Here is a 20742-nt window from a genome sequence, read left to right on the forward strand (position 1 = left end):
CCTAATTCCCATAATTTCTTCTTAACTTGCAACCCATAAACCAAAAACGAGTTGTTATGAAAAAATATGCTGTTCTGCTATTATCCATTCTTTTTATGAACCAGTTAAATGCAAAGGAATATTTGGTAAAATCTCCCTCCGAAAGACTGACTGTTAAAGTGACTGTAGATGAAGATGTTCGTTACACTATTTTTCTGGATGATAAAGTAATTATTGCTGCAAGTCCCATTTCGCTGACACTTGAAAACGAAGTTTTAGGGAAAAATGCCAAAGTCAGGAAAGACAAAATTGTTTCGGTAAACGAAGAAATTATTCCGGTTGTGGCCCGCAAAAATGCAAAAATCCCAGATGTTTACAACCAGCTCACCCTTTCGTTTAAAGATTACAACCTGCATTTCAGGACGTACGACGAAGGTGTGGCTTACCGCTGGGAGGTAACCGCCAAAGGCCCGCTGAAAGTGATGAATGAACAGGCCACTTTTACATTTCCAACCGACCTGAAAGTGTGGTTTCCGGAAGAGGAAAGCATGTTTTCGCACCAGGAACGTTCTTATTTGGATGTCAAACTTTCAGAAATTACACCCGAACGTTTTGCTTCAACCGGGTTGTTGGTAAGCTGCAACAACAATGTGAAAGTTTACATTTCAGAATCGGACTTGATAACCGATTATGCCGGGATGTTTTTAAAAGGTTCTGCCGAAAATCCTTTCCGGCTCGAAGGCAAATTTGCTGGTGTGGTTTTGGAAGAAGAACAACGCACTGACCGCGATGTGGCGCCGCTAAAATATGCCGATTACATTGCTGAACTGGAAGGTCCGAAAAGTTTTCCCTGGCGGGCGATGATTATTTCCGATGACGATAAACAATTGGTAGAATCGGAACTGATTTACAAACTGGCACCTGAAAACGTGTTGGAAAACACTGACTGGATAAAACCCGGGAAAGTGGCCTGGGACTGGTGGAATGCGCTGAATGTTTACGGTGTGGATTTCAAATCGGGCGTGAACAACACTACCTACAAATATTACATTGATTTTGCCGCGAAATACGGCCTCGACTACATCATCCTGGACGAAGGCTGGTACCACCTGGAAGACATCATGAAAATGCAGGATGAAATTGATGTGCAGGAACTCGTTGATTACGGTAAAGACAAAGGTGTTGGCGTAATTCTCTGGGTGGTTTGGAAAGCGTTGGACGACAAGCTCACCGAAGCTCTCGACCAGTTTGAAGCGTGGGGTGTAAATGGAATAAAAATCGACTTTATGCAACGCGACGACCAGTGGATGGTGAATTTCTACGAAAAAATTGCCCGCGAATGTGCCAAACGGAAATTGCTGGTGGATTATCACGGTGCGTATAAACCTGCCGGGCTGGAACGCATGTACCCGAATGTGATTTCTTATGAAGGCTTAAAAGGAATGGAAAACTGCAAATGGTCTGAACTACCAGACCCGGAACACAACGTTACACTTCCGTTTATTCGTATGGTTGCCGGCCCCATGGACTACACTCCCGGCGCCATGCTGAATGCAAACAAGGAAAATTTCAGGGATATTTTTGAAGCGCCGATGGCGCCCGGAACCCGTTGCCACCAACTGGCCATGTACGTGGTGTTTGAAAGCCCGCTGCAGATGCTTTCCGATAATCCGTCGAACTACTACAGCGAACCCGAAGCCATGGAGTTTTTGAAGGAAGTACCCACTGTTTGGGACGAAACCCGTGTGCTGGAAGCCAAAGTGGGCGATTATATTTTAACGGCCCGTCGCAAAGGCGAAACCTGGTACGTAGGCGCTATGACCGACTGGTCGCCGCGCTCGCTGGAACTCGACCTCAGCTTCCTGCCCGACGGAAATTTCACCATGCAGGTATGGAAAGACGGCGTTAATGCCGACCGCCATGCTGCCGATTTTAAACAGGAAAAACAAACCGTCACCCGGTCGTCCAAAATTAAAATTGATATGGCTCCAGGAGGGGGCTGGGCTGCAATCATCAGCAAAAATTAAAAATTTTCACATTGAAAAATGATTTGAAAGGATGGCAGGAATTTTTTGATCTGTCATCCTTTTATTTTTGATTAGAACAAATCCGTGTGCGTGCCGGTACGAATCAATTTGATTTCTTTTTGTTTGGTGTCTTTTTCCCAGATGAGTAACCAATCGGGTTTTATATGACATTCCCAGCAACCAGCGTAATTTCCGGAAAGCTTATGCGATTTATATTTGGCAGGCAATAATTCACCGGTTTCAAGCAAACCAAAAATTGTCTGTAATTCAAAGATGGGAAAGTTCCGCTTTTTACAGGTTTTAAAATCGCGTTTAAATTGGTTGGTAAATGAAAGCGTATAACTCATGCATTCAGTTTTTCCATCAGGTCATCCAAATTTTCTGTCCGGGTAACTTTGCCTTCTTTTGCCGCCCGAATTGCCCTTTTTGTTGTTTCATTGGGCTCTTTTTCAATGGAAATAAATCTTTCGTCTGAAAAGCTTTTCAGAAATTCAAGCAAACTTTTTCCTTTTGTTGTCTTTTCATCAATGATTACTGTTGTCATCTTTAAAACATTTTTCTCAAAATTAGGAAAAATTCATTAAAAACTCATCGGTCCAACCACTGTTTGAATTCTGAAACTTTGTCGCGGCTGATGATGAGGCCTTCGTCATCAAAATTTTTCAGTTTCAGTTTGAGCCGGTTGGTAGAATAGCTGATAATTTCGGTTATACAATTGATATTCACCATAAAATTGCGGTTGATGCGAAAAAATAATTCCGGGTCAACACGTTTTTGCAGTTGGTCGAGCGAATAATCGAGTGCATAGTTTTTTCCGGTTTGGGTTTTCAGAAATGAACAGCGTTCTTCCACAAAAAAGCAGCAGATTTCTTCCACCGGCACCGATTGAAAATGTACGCCCACTTTCACAAAAAACCGCGTTTTCCATGGTTTGGCCAACTGTTCAAAAACTTTCGAAAGCTTTTCTTCCATTCCAACAGGCCTGAAAATTTTCCTATATTTTCCTAACGCCGATTCCAGTGCTTCCCGGTCAATTGGTTTCAGCAGGTAATCCACGCTGTTCACTTTAAAAGCGCGAATGGCATACTGGTCGAACGCCGTGGTAAAAATTACCGGAGTCTCCACTTTTACAGCATCAAAAATCTCGAAGGAAATGCCATCATCCAGTTGAATGTCCATAAAAATCAGATCGGGAGTTGGATTGGATGTCAGCCAGTTCACCGACTCTTCCACCGATTCCAGTTTGGCAACTACTTTAATTTCAGAATCAATCTGATTTAGCAGCGATTCCAGTTTTTCGGCTGCCAGCCGTTCGTCTTCAATAATTACAATGTTCATTTATCTTAAATTTTTGCTGGAATTTTAACTATGAATTCTGTATTGGTTTGGTTGATTTCAATTTCGCGTTTCAAAATCAGCCGGCACCGTTCATTCAGGTTCTTCAACCCGGTTTTCGATGAGTTGCTGAGTTGCGATTTCGGCTGCAGGTTATTCCGAACCACCAGCTTGTCCAACCCTTCATTATGGATGGTAATAACCATCGGATTTTTTCGTGTGGCAGCGTTGTGTTTCAACGCATTTTCGGTTAAAAGCTGTAGCGAAACCGGCGGAATCAGTACATTTTCAGTTTCGGTCAGCTCCACTTTCAGTTCAATTTTCTCTTCGTCCCTTATTTTTTGCAATGCAAAATATTCCTGAACAAACTGCACCTCGTCGGTCAGCGGCACCAGGTCTTTTTCCTGGTTTTCCAAAATGTACCGGTAATTATTCGACAATTTCCGGATAAATTCTTCCGACAACGATGGATTGCTGTGTACCAGCGACGACAACGTATTCAGACTGTTAAACAGGAAATGCGGGTTCACCTGGCTTTTCAGGGTTTCGTATTGAAACAGCAATTTTTCCTGCGCCAGTTTTTCTTCCCGTTTCAACGCATCAGACCACTGCGAATAAAAAAAGAAAAGCGTTCCGAAGGCAAAACCAATGAGCGTGGCAGAAATAAATCCACTTATTTCCTGTTGTTTGAATGCTGAAAGGGCACTTGTAAAGCTAACTCCGTTTATTATTTTCTGTAAGAAGAATACCGCTAAAAAAAATGCAGATGCAATAATTATTACTACTAAATAAAAAAGAACCAGCCGCACAATGGTTTTCTTTTTAAACTGGCTGACAGAAACATCGAGGTCGCGAAAAAACCTGAACCCAAGCCAGATAAAAATTTCAAGTTGCAGCCAGGTAAGTAAAATCATGATGGGCAGCCCTTCATGGAAAACCCTGCCAGCCAGCAAAATACTGAATAATAGCGAAATAAAAAAAGCTCCGGTCAAAATTTTTATTCTTTTAAGCAGGAAGCTTTTGTTGAATTTTCTAAAAAATATTTGTTTTTGCATTTTATCAATTTTCCCTGTTGAATTCCAGTGTTTTTTATTGCTTCAAAATTCAGAATAAAAAAATAAACCAGGAAATATTTAGTGACGAACGGGAATATTTTATGCCTGAACAGGAATTCCAGGGCACAAAAAAAATGACACCACCAGCAGTGATGCCATTTTTTCTATTTAAATGTAATTTCTATTTGTGAACATGCAAATCCATTTGCGGGAAAGGAATATTGAGGCCTTCTTTGTCAAAAGTTTTGTAAACTTTTTCGTGCATATCGAAATAAATGTCCCAGTAATTTGATGCTTCTGCCCATACCCGAACCACAAGATTTACCGAGCTGTCGGCCAGCTCACTAACGGCAATAAAAGGTTCCGGGTCTTTTAAAATCCTTTCATCTCCGTCAATTAGTTTTTGAATAACTGCACGTGCTTTGTCCACATCGTCGCCATAGCCAATTCCAAAAACAAAGTCAACCCGGCGGCGTGGTTCGGTGCTGTAGTTAATCATAGAACCCGTTGAAAGTCCGCCATTTGGAATTATAATGGTTTTATTGTCGGGTGTTTTTAGTATGGTGTTAAAAATCTGAATTTCATTTACCGAACCCGAATGTCCCTGAGCTTCAATATAATCGCCAACCTTAAACGGTTTGAAAAGCAGTATGATTACTCCACCTGCAAAATTTTGCAATGTTCCCGAAAGAGCCATACCCACAGCAAGACCGGCAGCACCTAAAATGGCAATAAAAGAGGTCATTTGTACGCCAATCATCCCAATTACACTAATCAGAAGGAGTACCTTTAGCAAAACGCCAATCATGCTGTTTAGAAATCCCCTGAGGGAGGGTTCCATTTCTCTTTTTTCAAAATTTTTTCTCAGACTTTTCTGGATGATACTGATTATCCACCAACCAACAATGAGGGTGATAATTGCCCCAACAAGCCGGGGACCAAAGGTTAATACTATGTCATTAATTTTTTCCCAGACTGTATTTACTGAATCCATATTTAATAAAATTTTTTGTTAATCTTTTAAAGATACAATAAATGATCAGACAAAAAAAAGAGAGCAAAAAATTTGCCCTCTTCTCATTTAACAATTAATAATCACCCAAAAAAACTAAGCTGTATGTTTTAAAAACTTTAAAGTATCGTTTACATTTCCTAAGTTCAAAACCTCCTCGTCGCGAATTGAAATATCAAAAATACCTTCCAGGTAAAAAGTAAATATTTTCCAGTCAACCGAATCAAAATTAAAATCTTTACTAAATGATGCTTCGGGCTGAATATCATTCTTTTGTACCCCCGTTTTTCGCAATACACGGTAAAGGTTTCTTCTTATTTTCTTTTCTTCCATTGTTTCCATTATCATTTTTACCCTTACAGTATTTATTTAAAAAACCGAACAAACGAATTTTTGGGTCAAATATATGAAGATTCTTTGAATATCAAATTCATCTTAACACATATTAACTTTAAAGAAACATTTAACCATTTCACTTACAACCAAATAATCCATCTTCAGGAACATTTAGGAGAGTTAATCTGATTTTAAAAAACTGTAAACCTGCAAATCAAGGTATTTGCCATGATGAAACTCCCCCTTCCGTTCTATTCCTTCAAAATGAAACCCCAATCGTTTTGGAATTTCAGCACTTTTTTCATTTCCGGTGGCAACCTTAATTTGAATACGGTTCATCCCCAATTTTTTAAAGGCGATTTTTATCAGTTCTTTTACACAGGTGGTAACTATTCCTTTTCCCTGCATTTTTTCGGTTAACCAATAGCCCAGTTCAGTTTTATGGTTTATCCAATCGGTGTCTTTAAATCCGATGAGTCCGGCAAAATCCTGATTATACCAAATGGTAAATACTTCATCTCTTTTTTTGCCATGCTGCGAATCAATTCCTTTTATAAATTCTTCGGTTTGAGCCACCTGCTGAGTTTCTTCAATAAACGGAAGCCATTTATTAAGGTACTCCCGATTGCTATCAATGGCCTCAAATATTACATCTGCCATATTTAGCTTTATGGTTTCAAGTCTTAGTTTCGAATTAATCTGAATGTAATCCATTATTTTGTGGCTTTGCTGTATCTGACTTTTAATAACAGGAATGGTTACAAAGAGTGTAATGTTTTTTTCAACTTGTTATATTTACGCAAATTTTTATTGTCAGTTATTACAAAAATTGAAATCTATGAGAAACTGGGGATTATTCGTATTTGTTTTTATTTTAATTGGAGTTTTTTCGTGCGGAAACGCTCAACCGCAAAAAGAAGAAGCCCAAATTGTTGTTAAAACCGGGTACGGCAACATAAAAATTAAATTGTACGACAAAACAACAGAACACAGAAAAAACATTGAAAAGCTTGTAGGTGAAGGTTTTTATGACGGGTTATTATTTCACCGGGTAATACAGAACTTTATGATTCAGGGGGGTGATCCGGATTCGAAGAATGCCGAACCGGGAAAAATGTTAGGCGGAGGATCCCTTGATTACACCCTGCCTGCAGAAATTCTTCCTGAATACTTCCACAAACGAGGTGCTGTTGCTGCTGCAAGACGCGGCGGGCCATCCAATCCGGAAAAAAGATCCAGCTCATCGCAATTTTACATTGTGCAGGGAAAAACTTTTTCTGAGGGTGCGCTCGATACCCTCGAAATGGCAAAGAACCAGCAACTTATCAACGAAATGATGCGAGAGCAATTAACTGCTGCCCAGGATGATATTGAGCAATTCAGAATGAATAATGACAGGGATAGATTTAATCAGAAAGTTGCAGAAATCAGGGAACAGGTTGATAACCTGATTGAAGCCCGTGGAATAGGATTCAAATTTTCTGATGAGCAACGCGAAATTTACACGACCATAGGTGGTTATCCGTCGCTTGATGGAGACTACACGGTTTTTGGTGAAGTAACAGAAGGCATGGATGTTGTAGATAAAATTGCCGCCATGGAAACCGACAAAAACAACAGGCCGGTACAAGATGTGAAAATGGAAATTGAACTGATAAAATAACAGAATGCTTCGAATTGTTTTAACAGGCATCCCTGTCCTTTTTTTTATATTGAACACGTCAGCTCAGTCGAAAAAAGTGCGCATTTCGACTAACCTTGGCGATATGACTTTTATGCTATATGACGATACGCCCAAACACCGCAATGCTTTTTTGCAACTGACCAGGGAAGGATATTACAATGAAACCCTGTTCTATCGGGTAATTCAGGATTTTTTGATTCAGGGTGGCTCAAAAAGCTCGAAAAATGCTCCTCCCGGAAAACGAATTGGCTACGGCGACCCCGACCACACCGTTGACGATGAAATTCTTTCACACTATTTTCATAAAAAAGGAGCACTTTGCGCACCTCGCCAGCCCGACGAAGTGAATCCCTGGCAACAATCGGATATTTCGCAGTTTTTTATTGTAAAAGGTAGTGTTTACAGTTCAGGTCAACTGGATACCATGGAACTTGCAGTTAACCGGCCTATACGCAACAAAATTGTAAATAAATACCTGACAGATGAAATCCGCTCTGAATTGCAAATGCTGAAAGAAGAAAAAATGGTGGACGAATTCCGCCAGATTGCAGATCGGGTGCGCAATCAAATAGAAACCGAATACAACCTGCAAACGGATGTTTTGGAATTTTCTGAAGAACAACGGGAAGCATACACCACCATTGGCGGCTACCCCGATTTAGATGGGAAATACACTATTTTTGGTGAATGTATTTCAGGCTTTGAAACCATCGACAAAATTGCTGCTCTTAAAACGGATGGGAACGATCGCCCGTTTACGGATGTTATAATAACTGTAACTGTATTGGATGACTGATATGAGAATTTTTGTCCTTTTAATCCTTTTTCCGATGATCCTTTTTTCCTGTAAAAACAAGGAAAAGAGGGAAGAAAAAACCGATGAGGAGCCTCAAAAGCAGGAAGCTGAAATCCAAACCGAAGAAACGGGTTGGGAAAACATTATGCCGGCAGTGGTAACTTTCGACTCGTTTGACGGAAACCGGATTCTGGAATCGGGCCAGGGAGTTTTTGTAGCACAAGACATTATTGTTACACGCTACACCATGGTTAGCCAGGCCGATAATGTTATATTTTCGCCAATGGATACAGATGAAAAATACACCTGTAACCAATTTATTGCTGTTGACCGCATAAACGACATTATTTTGCTGAAAACAGAAAATGTGAAACGAAATCCGGTGGAACTGTTTTCGGGGACTGCTCCCAACACGGCCAAAACAATGTATATTTCAGCAACGCCCGGAAAAACCCTGCAACTTTTTACCGGACAGTTACTAAATCAAACCACTGTTCAGGGTTCAAAACTATACCGCATTTCCAACCGGATACGAAACAATACTTTTGGAACACCAGTTTTTGTTTCGAACAAAAAAGCCATTGGAATTGCCTTTGCCGATGTGGTGAGTTACGAATTGCAAAGTTTTGCCATTCCGTCTGAATACATTTCCCGGTTGCTTGAAAAACAGAATGAACCGGCCAAATCGCTTGAGTCCCTTCGTTCGGCTGCCAGCGAAGCTGTATCGGCTGAAAACCGGAAAATAAAAGGATTGGTGCTCGAAACGGAAATGGGAAACATTACCATCCGGCTTTTCAACGAAACGCCTGAATACCGGGATAACTTTATAAAACTGGTAAAAGAAAACTATTACGACAGTCTGCTCATTCACCGGGTGATTTCCAGTTTTGGCATTCAAACAGGCGCTGCCGATACACGTTATGCCGAAGAAGGCGATATGGTTGGATGGAAAGGCCCGGGTTACACTTTACCTGCTCATATTGTTCCCGGACTCTTTCACAAACGAGGAATGATTGGTTCGCCCCGGAAACCCGACACCCAAAACCAGCGCCGGCGGGCTGACGGTTCGCAGTTTTACATTGTAACAGGCCGAAAATATTTCGACAAGGAACTGGACGACATTGAAGAAGAAAACGATTATAAATTTACCGCAGAACAAAGGCAGGCATACAAAACCATTGGCGGCGCTCCACATCTCGACGGAACATATACGATTTTTGGTGAAGTGATTTCAGGAATGGAAGTGGCAGATCGGATCGTTCAGGTAGAAACCGACCGCCAATGGAGGCCTATAGAGGATATCAGATTAAAAAAAGTCAGGATCTTGAAATAATTCCTTAACTTTAAAAGAAAATTTTGAAAAATAAGATTGAATATTGGGTTGAACTGTCAGATTATGACTTTGAAACTGCAAAGGCAATGCTCGAAACTGGCAGGTATCTTTATGTTGGTTTTATGTGCCATCAGACCGTGGAAAAATTACTAAAAGCATATTTTACAAAAACAAAAAATGAAACACCACCTTTTGTGCACAGTCTGTTATATCTTTCGAAAAAGTCAGGGATAATGGAATTTTTATCTGAGGAATTTAAAGATACAATAGATCTTCTTGAACCTCTTAATATTGAATCACGTTACCCAACATATAAAGAAAGGCTTTTTAAAAGTTTGACTCAGGAAAGATGTTTCGAAATTATATCTAAAACAGATTTATTCAGACAATGGATAAAAGAGATGTTATAAATAAACTAGTTCAATATAAAACACTTTTGTCCGGTTATTTTGAACTGGACAAACTGATACTTTTTGGATCGTTTGCAAAAGGCACAAATTCAGAAGACAGTGATATTGACGTAGCAATCGTTGTGAAAAAACTCAACGAGGATTATTTTGCAGACACCCCATTGTTTTGGAAATTACGCAGGCAAATTGACGAGCGGATAGAACCGGTTATTTTTGAAAAAGGAAAAGATGAAAGCGGATTCCTTTCGGAAATTATGAATACCGGTATTGAGATTTAAAATACTTCCGCAACTTCCATCTCATCTTTCAACCAGAAAGTTTTTAACCCTGCTTTCACAGCACCTGAAATATTTTTCTCCAGGTCATCTACAAATAATGTTTCTTCCGGAATTATTCCGGAAAGCTCAATCACTTTCTGATAAGATGCCAAATCGGGTTTGCGTTCGTGAATTTCGTGCGAGTAAAAATCTTTCACAAAAAGAGAAGGAAATTCAATTCCGTACATATCACGAAATTCACTGTGCAGTCGTTTAATGTGGATTGCATTCGTATTGCTGAACAAATAAACATCGTAATTTTTGGCAAGCATTTTTAGCATTTCCACACGTTTGGCCGGAATATCGCGTATCATCGCACACCAGGCATCATCAATTTGCTGATCGGTAGCCTCCGGGTTTTTCAAAATCCGACGAACTTGTTTTCTGAACGCTTCAGGCGTTGCTTTCCCTACCTCCAATTCATAAAAAACAGGATCGACATAAGCCTGCTGGCGATTGACCACTTCCGAATTCAACCCAAGATTTCTGAACGCCTGAATTGACGCATCAAAATCGAGGTTAAGCAAAACATTTCCCAGGTCGAAAACAATGTTTTTGATATTTGTGAGATTTGGCTTCATCTTTTTATTTTAAGCCAACGAATATAAATATTATTTTTGCTTTTATTTCCATGCGAATTAACAGCAAACCATATCATACCATTTGGCTGAGTGAAAAAAATCCATCGGTTGTGCAGGTCATCGACCAGCGAAAACTGCCATTCGTGTTCGAAATTCTCGATCTAAAAACGCCCGAAGATTGTTTCCATGCCATTCGAAACATGGCCGTCCGCGGAGCGCCACTCATCGGTGTAACTGCTGCTTACGGAATGTACCTGGCTTTGTTTGAATTTCGAGGCGACAATCTGAAAAACTATCTCCATGAAAAGGCTGATTTTTTGAAATCATCCCGTCCAACCGCAGTAAATCTGGCTTATGCCGTGGATGTGATGCTGGAATTTATGCTCCAAAATCTCCCGAATTCAAATCTGCAAAAAATTGCCCTGGCAAAAGTTGAAGAACTGAAATTCCGTGAAATCAGTTTCAGCGAAAAAATCGGGGAATTCGGATTGAATATTATCGAAGAAATTTATCGAAAGAATAAAAAACCCGTAAATATTTTAACGCATTGCAATGCCGGCTGGCTGGCCTGTATCGACTGGGGAACAGCAACGGCACCCGTTTACAAAGCCCATCACAAAGGTATTCCGGTACATGTTTGGGTGGATGAAACCCGCCCCCGAAACCAAGGCGCCCGGTTAACGGCATTTGAACTTGGACAGGAAGGAGTTCCGCACACCGTAATTGCCGATAACACCGGCGGGCACCTCATGCAACACGGGATGGTTGATTTGGTGATTGTGGGCAGCGACCGCACTACGTTTACCGGCGATGTGGCTAATAAAATTGGCACTTACCTGAAAGCGCTGGCGGCAAAAGATAACGGTGTTCCGTTTTATGTAGCGCTTCCATCCTCCACATTCGATTGGCAAATGGAAGATGGAATTGTTGAAATTCCCATCGAAGAAAGAGATGCAAGTGAAGTTGCCCAAATGGAAGGTTGGGACGGAAATGCCATCCAACAGGTGAGGTTGATCCCCGAAAACAGTCCGGCTGCCAATTACGGTTTCGATGTCACTCCGGCAAGATTGGTAACCGGTTTGATTACCGAACGGGGAATTTGCAAAGCAAATAAAGAGAGCATTTTAAAACTTTTTCCTGAAAAGAACAGAAAATGAAAGTAGCAATCATCGGCGGTTCGGGTCTCGAAAACCCCGACATACTTAAAAATGCGGAAGAGAAAAAAGTGGAAACCCCTTTTGGAAATCCTTCCTCAACTTTTAAAACAGGTCAGATTGAAGGAATTGATGTGGCGATTCTTTCACGACACGGCAGAAACCATGAAATTCCACCATCGCAGGTAAATAACCGGGCTAACATATGGGCCATTCGCGAGTTGGGATGCACCCACATTCTGGCTACCACAGCTTGCGGCAGTTTGCGGGAGGAAATCAGGAGGGGCGATTTGGTTATCCTCGATCAATTCATCGACTTTACGCGCCACCGCGAAGTTACTTTTCATGAAAAATTTGAGGATGGTAATCTGATGCACATTCCAATGGCTGACCCTTTCGATGCAGGGTTGAGACAAAGGCTGATTGATACTGCCGGAAAATTAAACCTTCCGTTTCACCACCGGGGGACGGTAATTACCATTGAAGGGCCACGTTTTTCAACCCGTGCCGAATCGAACATGTTCCGGCTTTGGAGCGCCGATGTTATTAACATGTCAGTTGCACCCGAATGTATTCTCGCCAACGAACTGCAAATCCCTTATGCAGCCATTGTCCTTAGCACCGACTACGATTGCTGGAAAACCGACGAAGAGCCGGTTACCTGGGAAGAAGTGCTGAAAGTCTTCAGCCAGAATGTAAAAAATGTTATCCTCCTGTTACAACAAACCATCGCTGGTTTCCAGTAATTTTCACCACAACGTGCTGAAAGACATAATGGATTAAAATAATTTGGCATATTCTTTGCTAAAAAAATCCTGTTGTCTTAAAGCCAGAAAAACAGAAATGTAAGACCGTTCAGTTAGTACTATATAAATTCAGCCATCAAGCTTTGTTGGCGTTTTAATTCCCGGCGGCATCTTTCAAAAGGTGCCGCTTTTTTATTTGAATCATTATCTTTGCACCATCATTTAAAGATTGAATCGCCATGTTGGATAAAATCAGTGCTTTGCAGCAGGAAATAGAACAGGCAACGGCTTCGTCGATGGACGAGGTGGAAGTGTTGCGTATAAAATACATCAGTAAAAAAGGAAGTGTAAATCAACTTTTTGCCGATTTTAAAAATGTACCCAACGAAGAGAAAAAAGCAGTTGGCAAAGCTCTGAATGACTTAAAAAACTTTGCCCTGGAAAAAATCAACAGCCTGCGCGATTCCTTCGAATCAACCGGTTCTGAAAATACCGGCACAGACCTTACCCGTCCCGGTGAACCGTTAAAACTGGGAACCCGTCATCCACTTTCGCTGGTGAAAAATGAAATCATTAATATATTTGGCAGGCTTGGATTTACCGTTGCCGAAGGCCCTGAAATAGAAGACGACTGGCACGTATTTTCAGCGTTGAATTTTCCGCCCGAACACCCGGCACGCGATATGCAGGATACTTTTTTTATTGAAAAAGACCCCGACGTATTGTTGCGAACCCACACCTCCAGTGTACAAATTCGTGTGATGGAACACACCCAGCCGCCCATTCGTGCCATTTTCCCCGGTCGGGTTTTCCGTAATGAAGCCATTTCGGCCCGGTCGCACTGCATTTTCCACCAGGTGGAAGGTTTGTATGTGGACGAAAATGTTTCGTTTGCCGATCTGAAACAAACTCTGCTTTATTTTGCCAAAGAGTTGTTTGGAGAAGAAACACAAATCAGGCTGCGCCCCAGCTATTTCCCGTTTACCGAACCCAGCGCCGAAATGGATGTAAGTTGCTCGATATGCGGCGGCAAAGGTTGCAATGTGTGCAAATACACCGGCTGGCTCGAAATTCTGGGCTGCGGTATGGTTGACCCCAACGTGTTGGAAGCCTGCAACATCGACAGTCAAAAATATACCGGATTCGCTTTTGGAATGGGCATCGAGCGCATTGCCATGTTGCGTTACGGCATAAAAGATATCCGGCATTTTTTTGAAAACGATATACGTTTTTTAAAGCAGTTTGAATCAGCTATTTAGAGAATAATTTTGGAATAAACGACATTTTTGTCGTTTGTCGCTGAATTGTATCCTTTTACCCCCTGAATTCTTGTTTTCATCGATATTGCTCTTATTTAATGTAACCAATTAGCAATTTTGAATGTCTTAATGTTACAATGAAAACAAAAACAATTGAGTCATGAAAACAAAAAATTTAGTTTTAACAGCAATGGCAGTATTTGTTGCAGCAACAGTATTTGCCACCCAACTCCCCACCATGAATGTAATTCCGGTACAAAATGAAAAAGCTCTGGTAGCATTTGAAACCATGTCGCCGGCGAATTTTGAGCTAACATTAAAAAACCAGCGGGGTGAAACCATTTTCTACAAAAAATCGGAAGAACCGGCACAAAGCTACAAGTTGGTTTTAGATTTACAAGATTTGGATGATGGCAATTACCATGTGAACCTGAAACACGGCAATTGTAACCTCGACAGGTTAGTTACGATTTCGAACGGAAAGAATCTAAAGGTTGGTGAAGAAATCAGGATGTTTAGTCCGTACTACAAATTCGAAAACAACACCCTTCAGATTTCTTATCTGAACAATTCACAAAAAAATGTATTCCTGAATATTTACCGTGACGGACAATATGTTACAGGCAAAAAACTGGGAAAAGAAATGTGTATTCAGAAAGCGCTTGATTTCTCAAAACTTGAAAAAGGAACTTATGAAGTTGTTTTAACCAATAACAGCAACGAATTTCAGTTTACCGTTCAAAAATAAGAAGAGTGAAATATTGAACGCGATCAGGGCTCCGGTTTTCCGGGGCCTTTTTTCATTTTTACCGGCGGTAATTTTAATCCTTAATTTTATACCTATCCACTAAAATTAAAATTTACTTGTCTTCATTTAAACTATTTCGCAGCGTTCAAGTCCAAATCAGTGTTTTAATTATCTGGAGGAAAAATCGTGCAAATAAAAATTGAGAAGCTGAACAAAGTTTACCGCAACGGGAATTATGCCATAAAAAACCTGAATCTTGAAATTCCCAACGGTATGTTTGGATTGCTGGGACCTAACGGAGCCGGCAAATCAACTCTGATGCGGATTTTGGTTACTCTGATGAAACCTTCAAGCGGAAAGGTTATGGTAAATGATCTCGATTTAGCTAAAAACCGGCGCGAAATTCGGGCCATGCTTGGTTACCTCCCGCAAGATTTCAGTTTTTTTTCGAAATTGAAAACGTATGAGTTTTTAGATTATGCCGCAAGATTGGCCGGAATGAAAAACGGTGCCGCAAGAAAAACTGCCGTTGACCAAATGTTGGAAGAAGTGGGACTTTATGAAGCACGCGACCGCAACGCCAACAAACTCTCGGGTGGAATGAAACGCAGACTGGGAATTGCGCAGGCTTTAATTAACAATCCTAAAATTATTATTGTGGATGAGCCAACCACGGGTCTCGATCCGGAAGAACGTATCCGGTTCCGCAATCTGCTTTCCAATTTAAGTACACGCGACGTTATTATAATTTTATCGACACATATTGTTGGAGACATTTCCAGCACCTGTCACAACATGGCATTGTTAAACAAAGGAGAACTTGCATTTGCCGGATCACCCGAAGATTTAGTAAAAAAAGCCAAAGGAAATGTGTGGCTAATTGAAGCTACTGAAGCCGAATACCTTGAAATCAACGAGAAATATCCGGTTATTTCCACCATTCCTACCGAAGGAGGATGGGAGGTTCAGGTAGTTGCCCCGGAAATTAACGGGTATTACGGGAAACAAATTGAACCTAATCTTGAACATGCTTACGTACATTATATGGAAAACAATTTGAACCAGTGGACAAATTCTTAATTATATAAAATAACAAAAAGATGATCTCATTGCACAACATATTCTCCATTGCCAAATATGAGCGTAAAACACTGCTCAGAAGCTGGTTTTTCCGCATTTTTGGTATATTGTCATTGCTGGTTCTTTTTGCGTTAAACTTTGGTATGATAATAGAAGGAGGCGGAGACCAGGGATGGGCAATTCGGAGTATTCCGGCTGCAATTCCCTATTTCAACCTGCTCATTTTAAATGTGGCCCAAGCTATTATCGCTGTTTTTCTGGCTTCCGATTTTTTAAAGCGCGACAAAAAACTCGATACCACCGAGGTAATTTATATGCGTTCGATGACCAATGGCGAATATGTTATTGGCAAAACCTGGGGAAACCTTCAGGTGTTTTTGTTCCTGAATATTGCCGTAGTTTTAATGGCTCTTATTTTCAACATGCTTTCGCAACAAACCTCCATAAACTGGGAATCTTACGGTATTTACCTGGTACTTATCAGTGTGCCAACGCTGGTTTTTATTATGGGACTTTCGTTTTTGCTGATGAGTGTTATCCGTAACCAGGCCATTACTTTTGTGCTTATTTTGGGTTATATCGGTATCACCTTGTTTTTACTCGAAGACAGGTTTTATTACATTTTCGATTACATGGCTTTTAACATTCCCATGTTAATTTCAGACATTGCCGGAATGGGAAACATGGAAAAAGTGCTTGTTCACCGCGGAATCTATTTTTCGCTGGGAATCAGCTTTATATTTATGACTATCTTCCTGTTAAAACGACTACCCCAATCGGAATCCATGACTTGGTTCTCACTAATTTTTGCCATTTTATTTTTTGTGGCAGGTGGTTATTTTGCCTGGCAACACATTAACCAGTTTAAAACAAATGCAACATTACGTGATGAGGCCATTGCCTTAAACAACTCTTTCGTAAAGGAATCGCTGCCTGCAACTATTTCCAACTCTATCGTTCTAATTCACAAAGGCAACAGCATTGAATCCGTTTCAAAATTAACGGTTAAAAACAAAAAAAATGTACCCCTAAACAAACTCATTTTCAGTTTAAATAACGGATTAGCCGTACAAAGTTTTAAACTCAACGGACAAGAAACGCCCTTTGAACGTAAAAATCACCTCATAATCAGCGAAAATATTACCTTGCAGCCCGGTCAGGAAGCAGAAATTGAAATTTCCTATTCAGGGGGAATAAATGAAACACTTTGCTACCTCGATATTCCGGAAGAAGAACGTACAGAAAAGTATGGAAAATTTGTGTTGAACGTGGATAAAAGGTATGCTTTTTTAACGCCGCAATATATACTGCTTACACCGGAAGCAAACTGGTACCCCAGAACAGGAGTAACATACAGCACCGAAGATGTTAGCTGGAACCACCCGGAATTTATAAACTTCAGTCTGGAAGTAAAAACCCAGCCAGGCCTTCAACCGGTTTCACAGGGTGAAATGACCAAAGTTTCTGAAGGACAATTCGTGTTTATCAATACTGTTCCGCTAACACAAATATCACTGGCCATTGGAAATTACGAAAAGAAAAACATTCAGACCGACAGTCTGGAATACGGAATCTGGCATATAAAGGGACACGATTATTTCACCGAGGCATTCCCGGAAACAAAGGATACACTGGCCCAGTTGGTAAACGAAAGAATGGGCGACTTTGAACGGTCTTACAATTTGGACTATGCGTTTGACCGCTTCTTTTTGGTGGAAGTACCGGCCCAGTTTAAAACATACGAACGCATTTGGTCGGGCAGGCAGGAGTTTATTCAGCCCGAGCAGGTTTTAATTCCTGAAAAAGGTTTTATGCTGCGTGAAGCCGATTTTGAAGGTTCAAAAAAAAGAATGGAACGCTGGGGAAGGCGTGGGGATAATAACATGACCGAAAAGGACAAGGAAATTCGTCTGCTTTACGATTTTATGAGAATTTTTACGGAACAGCAGTCAGCCGACTTTCAGCGAAACAGGGGCAATTTTACGGTACAGGAAATACCTAATCCTTATTTCATTTTTGCTATGTTTTACAACTTCCAGAATAATATTATTTCAGACCAGTGGCCCATTACCAACCGCATTTTCGAGGCTTACCTCAAAAGCCAGTCGGCAGACATGCGCTCTGGCTGGATGCGCAACATGCAGGGAATGAGCGACGACGAACTGGCAAACATTGCCCTTCAGGACAGCACCTTCGAAGAAATTCTTGCCGATCCGAGGCAGAAAAAAATAATTGACAATGTAATTAAATTAAAAGGTGAAGTACTTTTTTCCATGGTACAGTGGAAAGCCGGACAAGAAGAATTTGAAGATTTTCTGCGCGAAGTGCTCATGGAATTCCGCTTTCAAAACATCGATTTTGAGCAATTCGACCAAATCATCAACGAAAAATTTGGGGTTCAACTAATTCCAATGATGGATGAGTGGTTTAAGGCCAAAACACTTCCCGGCTTTTTATTTTCTCCAATTGAAGCGGTAAAAGTAAAAACCGGCGACCGGATGCAAACCAAGGTTTCGGTGAAAATAACAAACTTTTCTGATACAGAGGGAATTGTTAAACTTTCATTCAGAATGGGGGGTGGAGGTGGCCCCGGCAGAGGTTTTGGAGGAGGCGGCGGCTCTGATGATATGATTAACAAACTGGTGTATCTGGACCCGCACCAGACAAAAGATGTAAATTACATGTTTGATGCCGACCCGAGGATGGTAATGATAAACACCATGACATCACAAAATATTCCGCAGGTAATTATGGAAGGATTTCGCGATGTGGAAGAAGACCCACGGGCCGTTCCGCAAGACGGTGAAACCATTTCTGACACCCCGGTGCGAAAACAACTGCCCGGAGAATATATTGTTGACAATGAGGATCCGCAGTTTGAAATTACCCAAACAGAAGACATTAGCCTGCTTGAAAAATGGCTGGCAAAAGATACCGAAGACGCTCAAAAATATTCGGGATTGAACTACTGGCGTCCTCCGGCAAACTGGACAGCAAGTACCAATTCTGACTTTTTTGGCGAATACGTTCGTTCTGCACATTACATTAAAGCAGGCGACGGTTCTATGAAGGCAAAATGGCATGTACTTATTGAGGAAGCCGGTTATTACGATGTGTATTACCATTTATATAAACCCCGCAGATTTGGTCGTGGAGGAAATGACGATAGTGGTGAATACCAGTTTTTTATATACAGCGATGAAGGTACTGAGGAACAATCTTTGGCCATTCAAAGTGCCGAAGAAGGCTGGAACCATTTGGGTTCGTATTACTTTGCACCCGATACTGCTCTTGTTGAGTTAACCAATAAATCAGAATCGCGAATGGTTTTTGCCGATGCCGTGCGCCTTGTAAAATTGTAAGTAAAATTGAAAAAACAGAAATATGAAGTCGTTTAAAAAATTAAACCAAATGCGAAAAATATTTTTTTTACTTTCGCTTTTTCTTTTTTCCGTTTCAGGAATTAAGGCTCAGGAAATTCTTACTCTCGACATGGCTTTTCAAATTGCTGAAACCAGCAGCCCCGATTTGCAACAATCGTTGTTAAATCTCGAGCGGTTTCAGAAAAACCTGGAAGCTCAGCGGGCAGCGCTTAAATCGCGTTTTTCGCTCGACGTTTCTCCCGTTAATTTCAGCCGGAACCGCCGGTTCGACAACAGGGTTTCGCAATGGTACACCAACGAAAATTTTGAAACCAATGCCCTCTTCAGGGTAGAACAACCCATTCTGCTCACCGATGGAACTATTTCACTTACCAATCAGTTCGGTTGGCAAAGCAGCTATTCTGATGCGTCTGATATTGAAAGTCAGGTATTTTTCAACAACCTGTACCTAAATTATAATCAGCCATTATTTACCTACAACCGGCAAAAACTGGAGTTAAAAGAACTTGAACTGAATTTCGAAAACGCCAACATCGGGTATGTTATGCAGCGACTAAACATGGAAAGGAATGTAACCCAATTCTTTTACAATGTATATATGACCCAGATGAACCTGAACATTGCCAAAGAAGAATTATCCAATACCCAAAAAAGCTACGAAATCATAAAAAATAAAGTGGATGCCGGCCTGGCCGCCATGGAAGAATTGTACCAGGCCGAACTCAACCTGGCTACTTCAAATTCCTCGCTTCAGGACAGGGAGGTGGCATTTGAAAATGCAAAAGACCAGCTTAAACTTTATCTGGGAATGGACCTTTATACAGACTTCTCCATTCTTGCCGATGTTTCGGCCAACCCGGTTCCGGTTGATTTGGAAAAAGCCATTGAAACCGGTCTGGAGTCGCGAATGGAACTTCGCCAAAGGGAAATAGATATTGAGTCGAGCCAATTCGACCTCATCCGCACAAAATCGTTAAACGAATTCAGAGGCGATGTAAACCTGCGTTTGGGTATTTCGGGCGATAACCGGAATCTCGACCAGATTTTTGATGCACCAACCAACAGTCCTTCAGTTGGTATCAGTTTTAATGTTCCGCTTTTCGACTGGGGTGAGAAAAAAGCGCGAATTGCCGCCCAGGAGGCAGCCATTGAATCGCAGAAACTCAATTACACCGAAGAGCAGAATCAGATAATCATTGGAATCAGGCAGGCATTTCGCAATTTACAAAACCAACTTAACCAGATTGCCATTGCCGAACAAAGCCAGACCAATGCAGAACTGACATACGAAATTAACCTGGAACGGTACGAAAACGGCGACCTCACCGGTATGGATTTGAATCTTTACCAGGCCCAGCTTTCGGAGCGTAAAATTGCTTATGCACAGGCGCTTATAAACTACAAAATTGAATTGCTCAACCTGAAAATACAGAGTCTTTTCGATTTCGAAAACAATGAACCCATCATTCCTGCAGACTTATATTTAAATCAAAACAACTAATTCAGA

21 protein-coding genes are annotated in these 20742 nt (G+C 41.0%); 13 read left to right on the top strand and 8 right to left on the bottom strand.

Annotated elements, in window-relative coordinates; translation table 11 throughout:
• The first annotated feature begins 56 nt into the window (after window positions 1–56).
• Window positions 57–2006, top strand: a complete 1950-nt coding sequence (locus ACESMA_RS06645) for a glycoside hydrolase family 97 protein (protein ID WP_372947997.1) — start codon at window positions 57–59, stop codon at window positions 2004–2006.
• A gap of 71 nt (window positions 2007–2077) precedes the next feature.
• On the opposite strand, the gene ACESMA_RS06650 is transcribed toward ACESMA_RS06645, so the two are convergent.
• From ACESMA_RS06650 to ACESMA_RS06680, 7 genes are all read right to left on the bottom strand, one after another.
• A complete protein-coding gene (locus ACESMA_RS06650) occupies window positions 2078–2353 on the bottom strand; it encodes a type II toxin-antitoxin system YafQ family toxin (RefSeq protein ID WP_372947998.1) in 276 nt (91 codons plus the stop codon).
• Window positions 2350–2550 carry a hypothetical protein gene (locus ACESMA_RS06655; RefSeq protein ID WP_372947999.1) on the bottom strand — a complete coding sequence of 67 codons (201 nt, stop codon included), beginning with the start codon at window positions 2548–2550 and terminating at the stop codon, window positions 2350–2352. The genes ACESMA_RS06650 and ACESMA_RS06655 overlap by 4 nt, the downstream gene beginning before the upstream one ends.
• 44 nt (window positions 2551–2594) lie before the next feature.
• Window positions 2595–3344 (bottom strand): LytR/AlgR family response regulator transcription factor, encoded by a 750-nt coding sequence (locus ACESMA_RS06660; RefSeq protein ID WP_372948000.1) that lies wholly within the window; start codon window positions 3342–3344, stop codon window positions 2595–2597.
• A 5-nt stretch (window positions 3345–3349) separates the two neighbouring features.
• Entirely contained in the window at window positions 3350–4333 is a 984-nt protein-coding gene (locus ACESMA_RS06665; protein ID WP_372948001.1) for a sensor histidine kinase, read from the bottom strand.
• A 244-nt stretch (window positions 4334–4577) separates the two neighbouring features.
• Window positions 4578–5390 (bottom strand): mechanosensitive ion channel family protein, encoded by an 813-nt coding sequence (locus tag ACESMA_RS06670; protein ID WP_372948002.1) that lies wholly within the window; start codon window positions 5388–5390, stop codon window positions 4578–4580.
• A 114-nt stretch (window positions 5391–5504) separates the two neighbouring features.
• Complete coding sequence (locus ACESMA_RS06675) at window positions 5505–5756, bottom strand: phosphopantetheine-binding protein (protein ID WP_372948003.1); 252 nt, start codon at window positions 5754–5756, stop codon at window positions 5505–5507.
• 168 nt (window positions 5757–5924) lie between these two features.
• Window positions 5925–6458 carry a GNAT family N-acetyltransferase gene (locus ACESMA_RS06680; RefSeq protein ID WP_372948004.1) on the bottom strand — a complete coding sequence of 178 codons (534 nt, stop codon included), beginning with the start codon at window positions 6456–6458 and terminating at the stop codon, window positions 5925–5927.
• Window positions 6459–6582: 124 nt separating this feature from the next.
• Here ACESMA_RS06680 and ACESMA_RS06685 point away from each other — a divergent pair, with 124 nt between their 5' ends.
• Genes ACESMA_RS06685 through ACESMA_RS06705 form a run of 5 tightly spaced genes read left to right on the top strand, consistent with a single transcriptional unit; the run spans window position 6583 to window position 10245 of the window.
• A complete protein-coding gene (locus ACESMA_RS06685) occupies window positions 6583–7407 on the top strand; it encodes a peptidylprolyl isomerase (protein ID WP_372948005.1) in 825 nt (274 codons plus the stop codon).
• A gap of 4 nt (window positions 7408–7411) precedes the next feature.
• On the top strand, window positions 7412–8224 hold the full coding sequence (locus ACESMA_RS06690; RefSeq protein WP_372948006.1) for a peptidylprolyl isomerase: 813 nt from the start codon (window positions 7412–7414) through the stop codon (window positions 8222–8224).
• Window positions 8217–9557, top strand: a complete 1341-nt coding sequence (locus ACESMA_RS06695; protein WP_372948007.1) for a peptidylprolyl isomerase — start codon at window positions 8217–8219, stop codon at window positions 9555–9557. Before ACESMA_RS06690 ends, ACESMA_RS06695 begins: the two co-directional genes overlap by 8 nt.
• Before the next feature lie 23 nt (window positions 9558–9580).
• The gene (locus ACESMA_RS06700; RefSeq protein WP_372948008.1) at window positions 9581–9967 is read left to right on the top strand and encodes a HEPN domain-containing protein; all 387 of its coding nucleotides are present in this window, start codon (window positions 9581–9583) and stop codon (window positions 9965–9967) included.
• 26 nt (window positions 9968–9993) lie between these two features.
• A complete protein-coding gene (locus ACESMA_RS06705; protein ID WP_372948009.1) occupies window positions 9994–10245 on the top strand; it encodes a nucleotidyltransferase domain-containing protein in 252 nt (83 codons plus the stop codon).
• Here ACESMA_RS06705 and ACESMA_RS06710 read toward each other — a convergent pair.
• Window positions 10242–10865 carry an HAD family hydrolase gene (locus tag ACESMA_RS06710; RefSeq protein WP_372948010.1) on the bottom strand — a complete coding sequence of 208 codons (624 nt, stop codon included), beginning with the start codon at window positions 10863–10865 and terminating at the stop codon, window positions 10242–10244. The genes ACESMA_RS06705 and ACESMA_RS06710 overlap by 4 nt on opposite strands.
• 50 nt (window positions 10866–10915) lie before the next feature.
• Here ACESMA_RS06710 and mtnA point away from each other — a divergent pair, with 50 nt between their 5' ends.
• From mtnA to ACESMA_RS06745, 7 genes are all read left to right on the top strand, one after another.
• Window positions 10916–12022 carry an S-methyl-5-thioribose-1-phosphate isomerase gene (mtnA, locus tag ACESMA_RS06715; RefSeq protein WP_372948011.1) on the top strand — a complete coding sequence of 369 codons (1107 nt, stop codon included), beginning with the start codon at window positions 10916–10918 and terminating at the stop codon, window positions 12020–12022.
• Window positions 12019–12765, top strand: a complete 747-nt coding sequence (gene mtnP, locus ACESMA_RS06720; RefSeq protein ID WP_372948012.1) for an S-methyl-5'-thioadenosine phosphorylase — start codon at window positions 12019–12021, stop codon at window positions 12763–12765. Before mtnA ends, mtnP begins: the two co-directional genes overlap by 4 nt.
• Window positions 12766–13004: 239 nt before the next feature.
• Window positions 13005–14024 (top strand): phenylalanine--tRNA ligase subunit alpha, encoded by a 1020-nt coding sequence (gene pheS / locus ACESMA_RS06725; protein ID WP_372948013.1) that lies wholly within the window; start codon window positions 13005–13007, stop codon window positions 14022–14024.
• Between the two features lie 160 nt (window positions 14025–14184).
• Entirely contained in the window at window positions 14185–14772 is a 588-nt protein-coding gene (locus ACESMA_RS06730) for a hypothetical protein (RefSeq protein ID WP_372948014.1), read from the top strand.
• 186 nt (window positions 14773–14958) lie between these two features.
• Complete coding sequence (locus ACESMA_RS06735) at window positions 14959–15852, top strand: ABC transporter ATP-binding protein (protein WP_372948015.1); 894 nt, start codon at window positions 14959–14961, stop codon at window positions 15850–15852.
• Window positions 15853–15881: 29 nt separating this feature from the next.
• Window positions 15882–19214, top strand: a complete 3333-nt coding sequence (locus ACESMA_RS06740; RefSeq protein WP_372948016.1) for a hypothetical protein — start codon at window positions 15882–15884, stop codon at window positions 19212–19214.
• 49 nt (window positions 19215–19263) lie between these two features.
• Complete coding sequence (locus tag ACESMA_RS06745; protein WP_372948017.1) at window positions 19264–20736, top strand: TolC family protein; 1473 nt, start codon at window positions 19264–19266, stop codon at window positions 20734–20736.
• The last annotated feature ends 6 nt before the right edge of the window (window positions 20737–20742 follow it).

The sequence above is a fragment of the Mariniphaga sp. genome (genome assembly GCF_041687215.1).
In the GTDB taxonomy this organism is placed as follows: domain Bacteria; phylum Bacteroidota; class Bacteroidia; order Bacteroidales; family Prolixibacteraceae; genus Mariniphaga.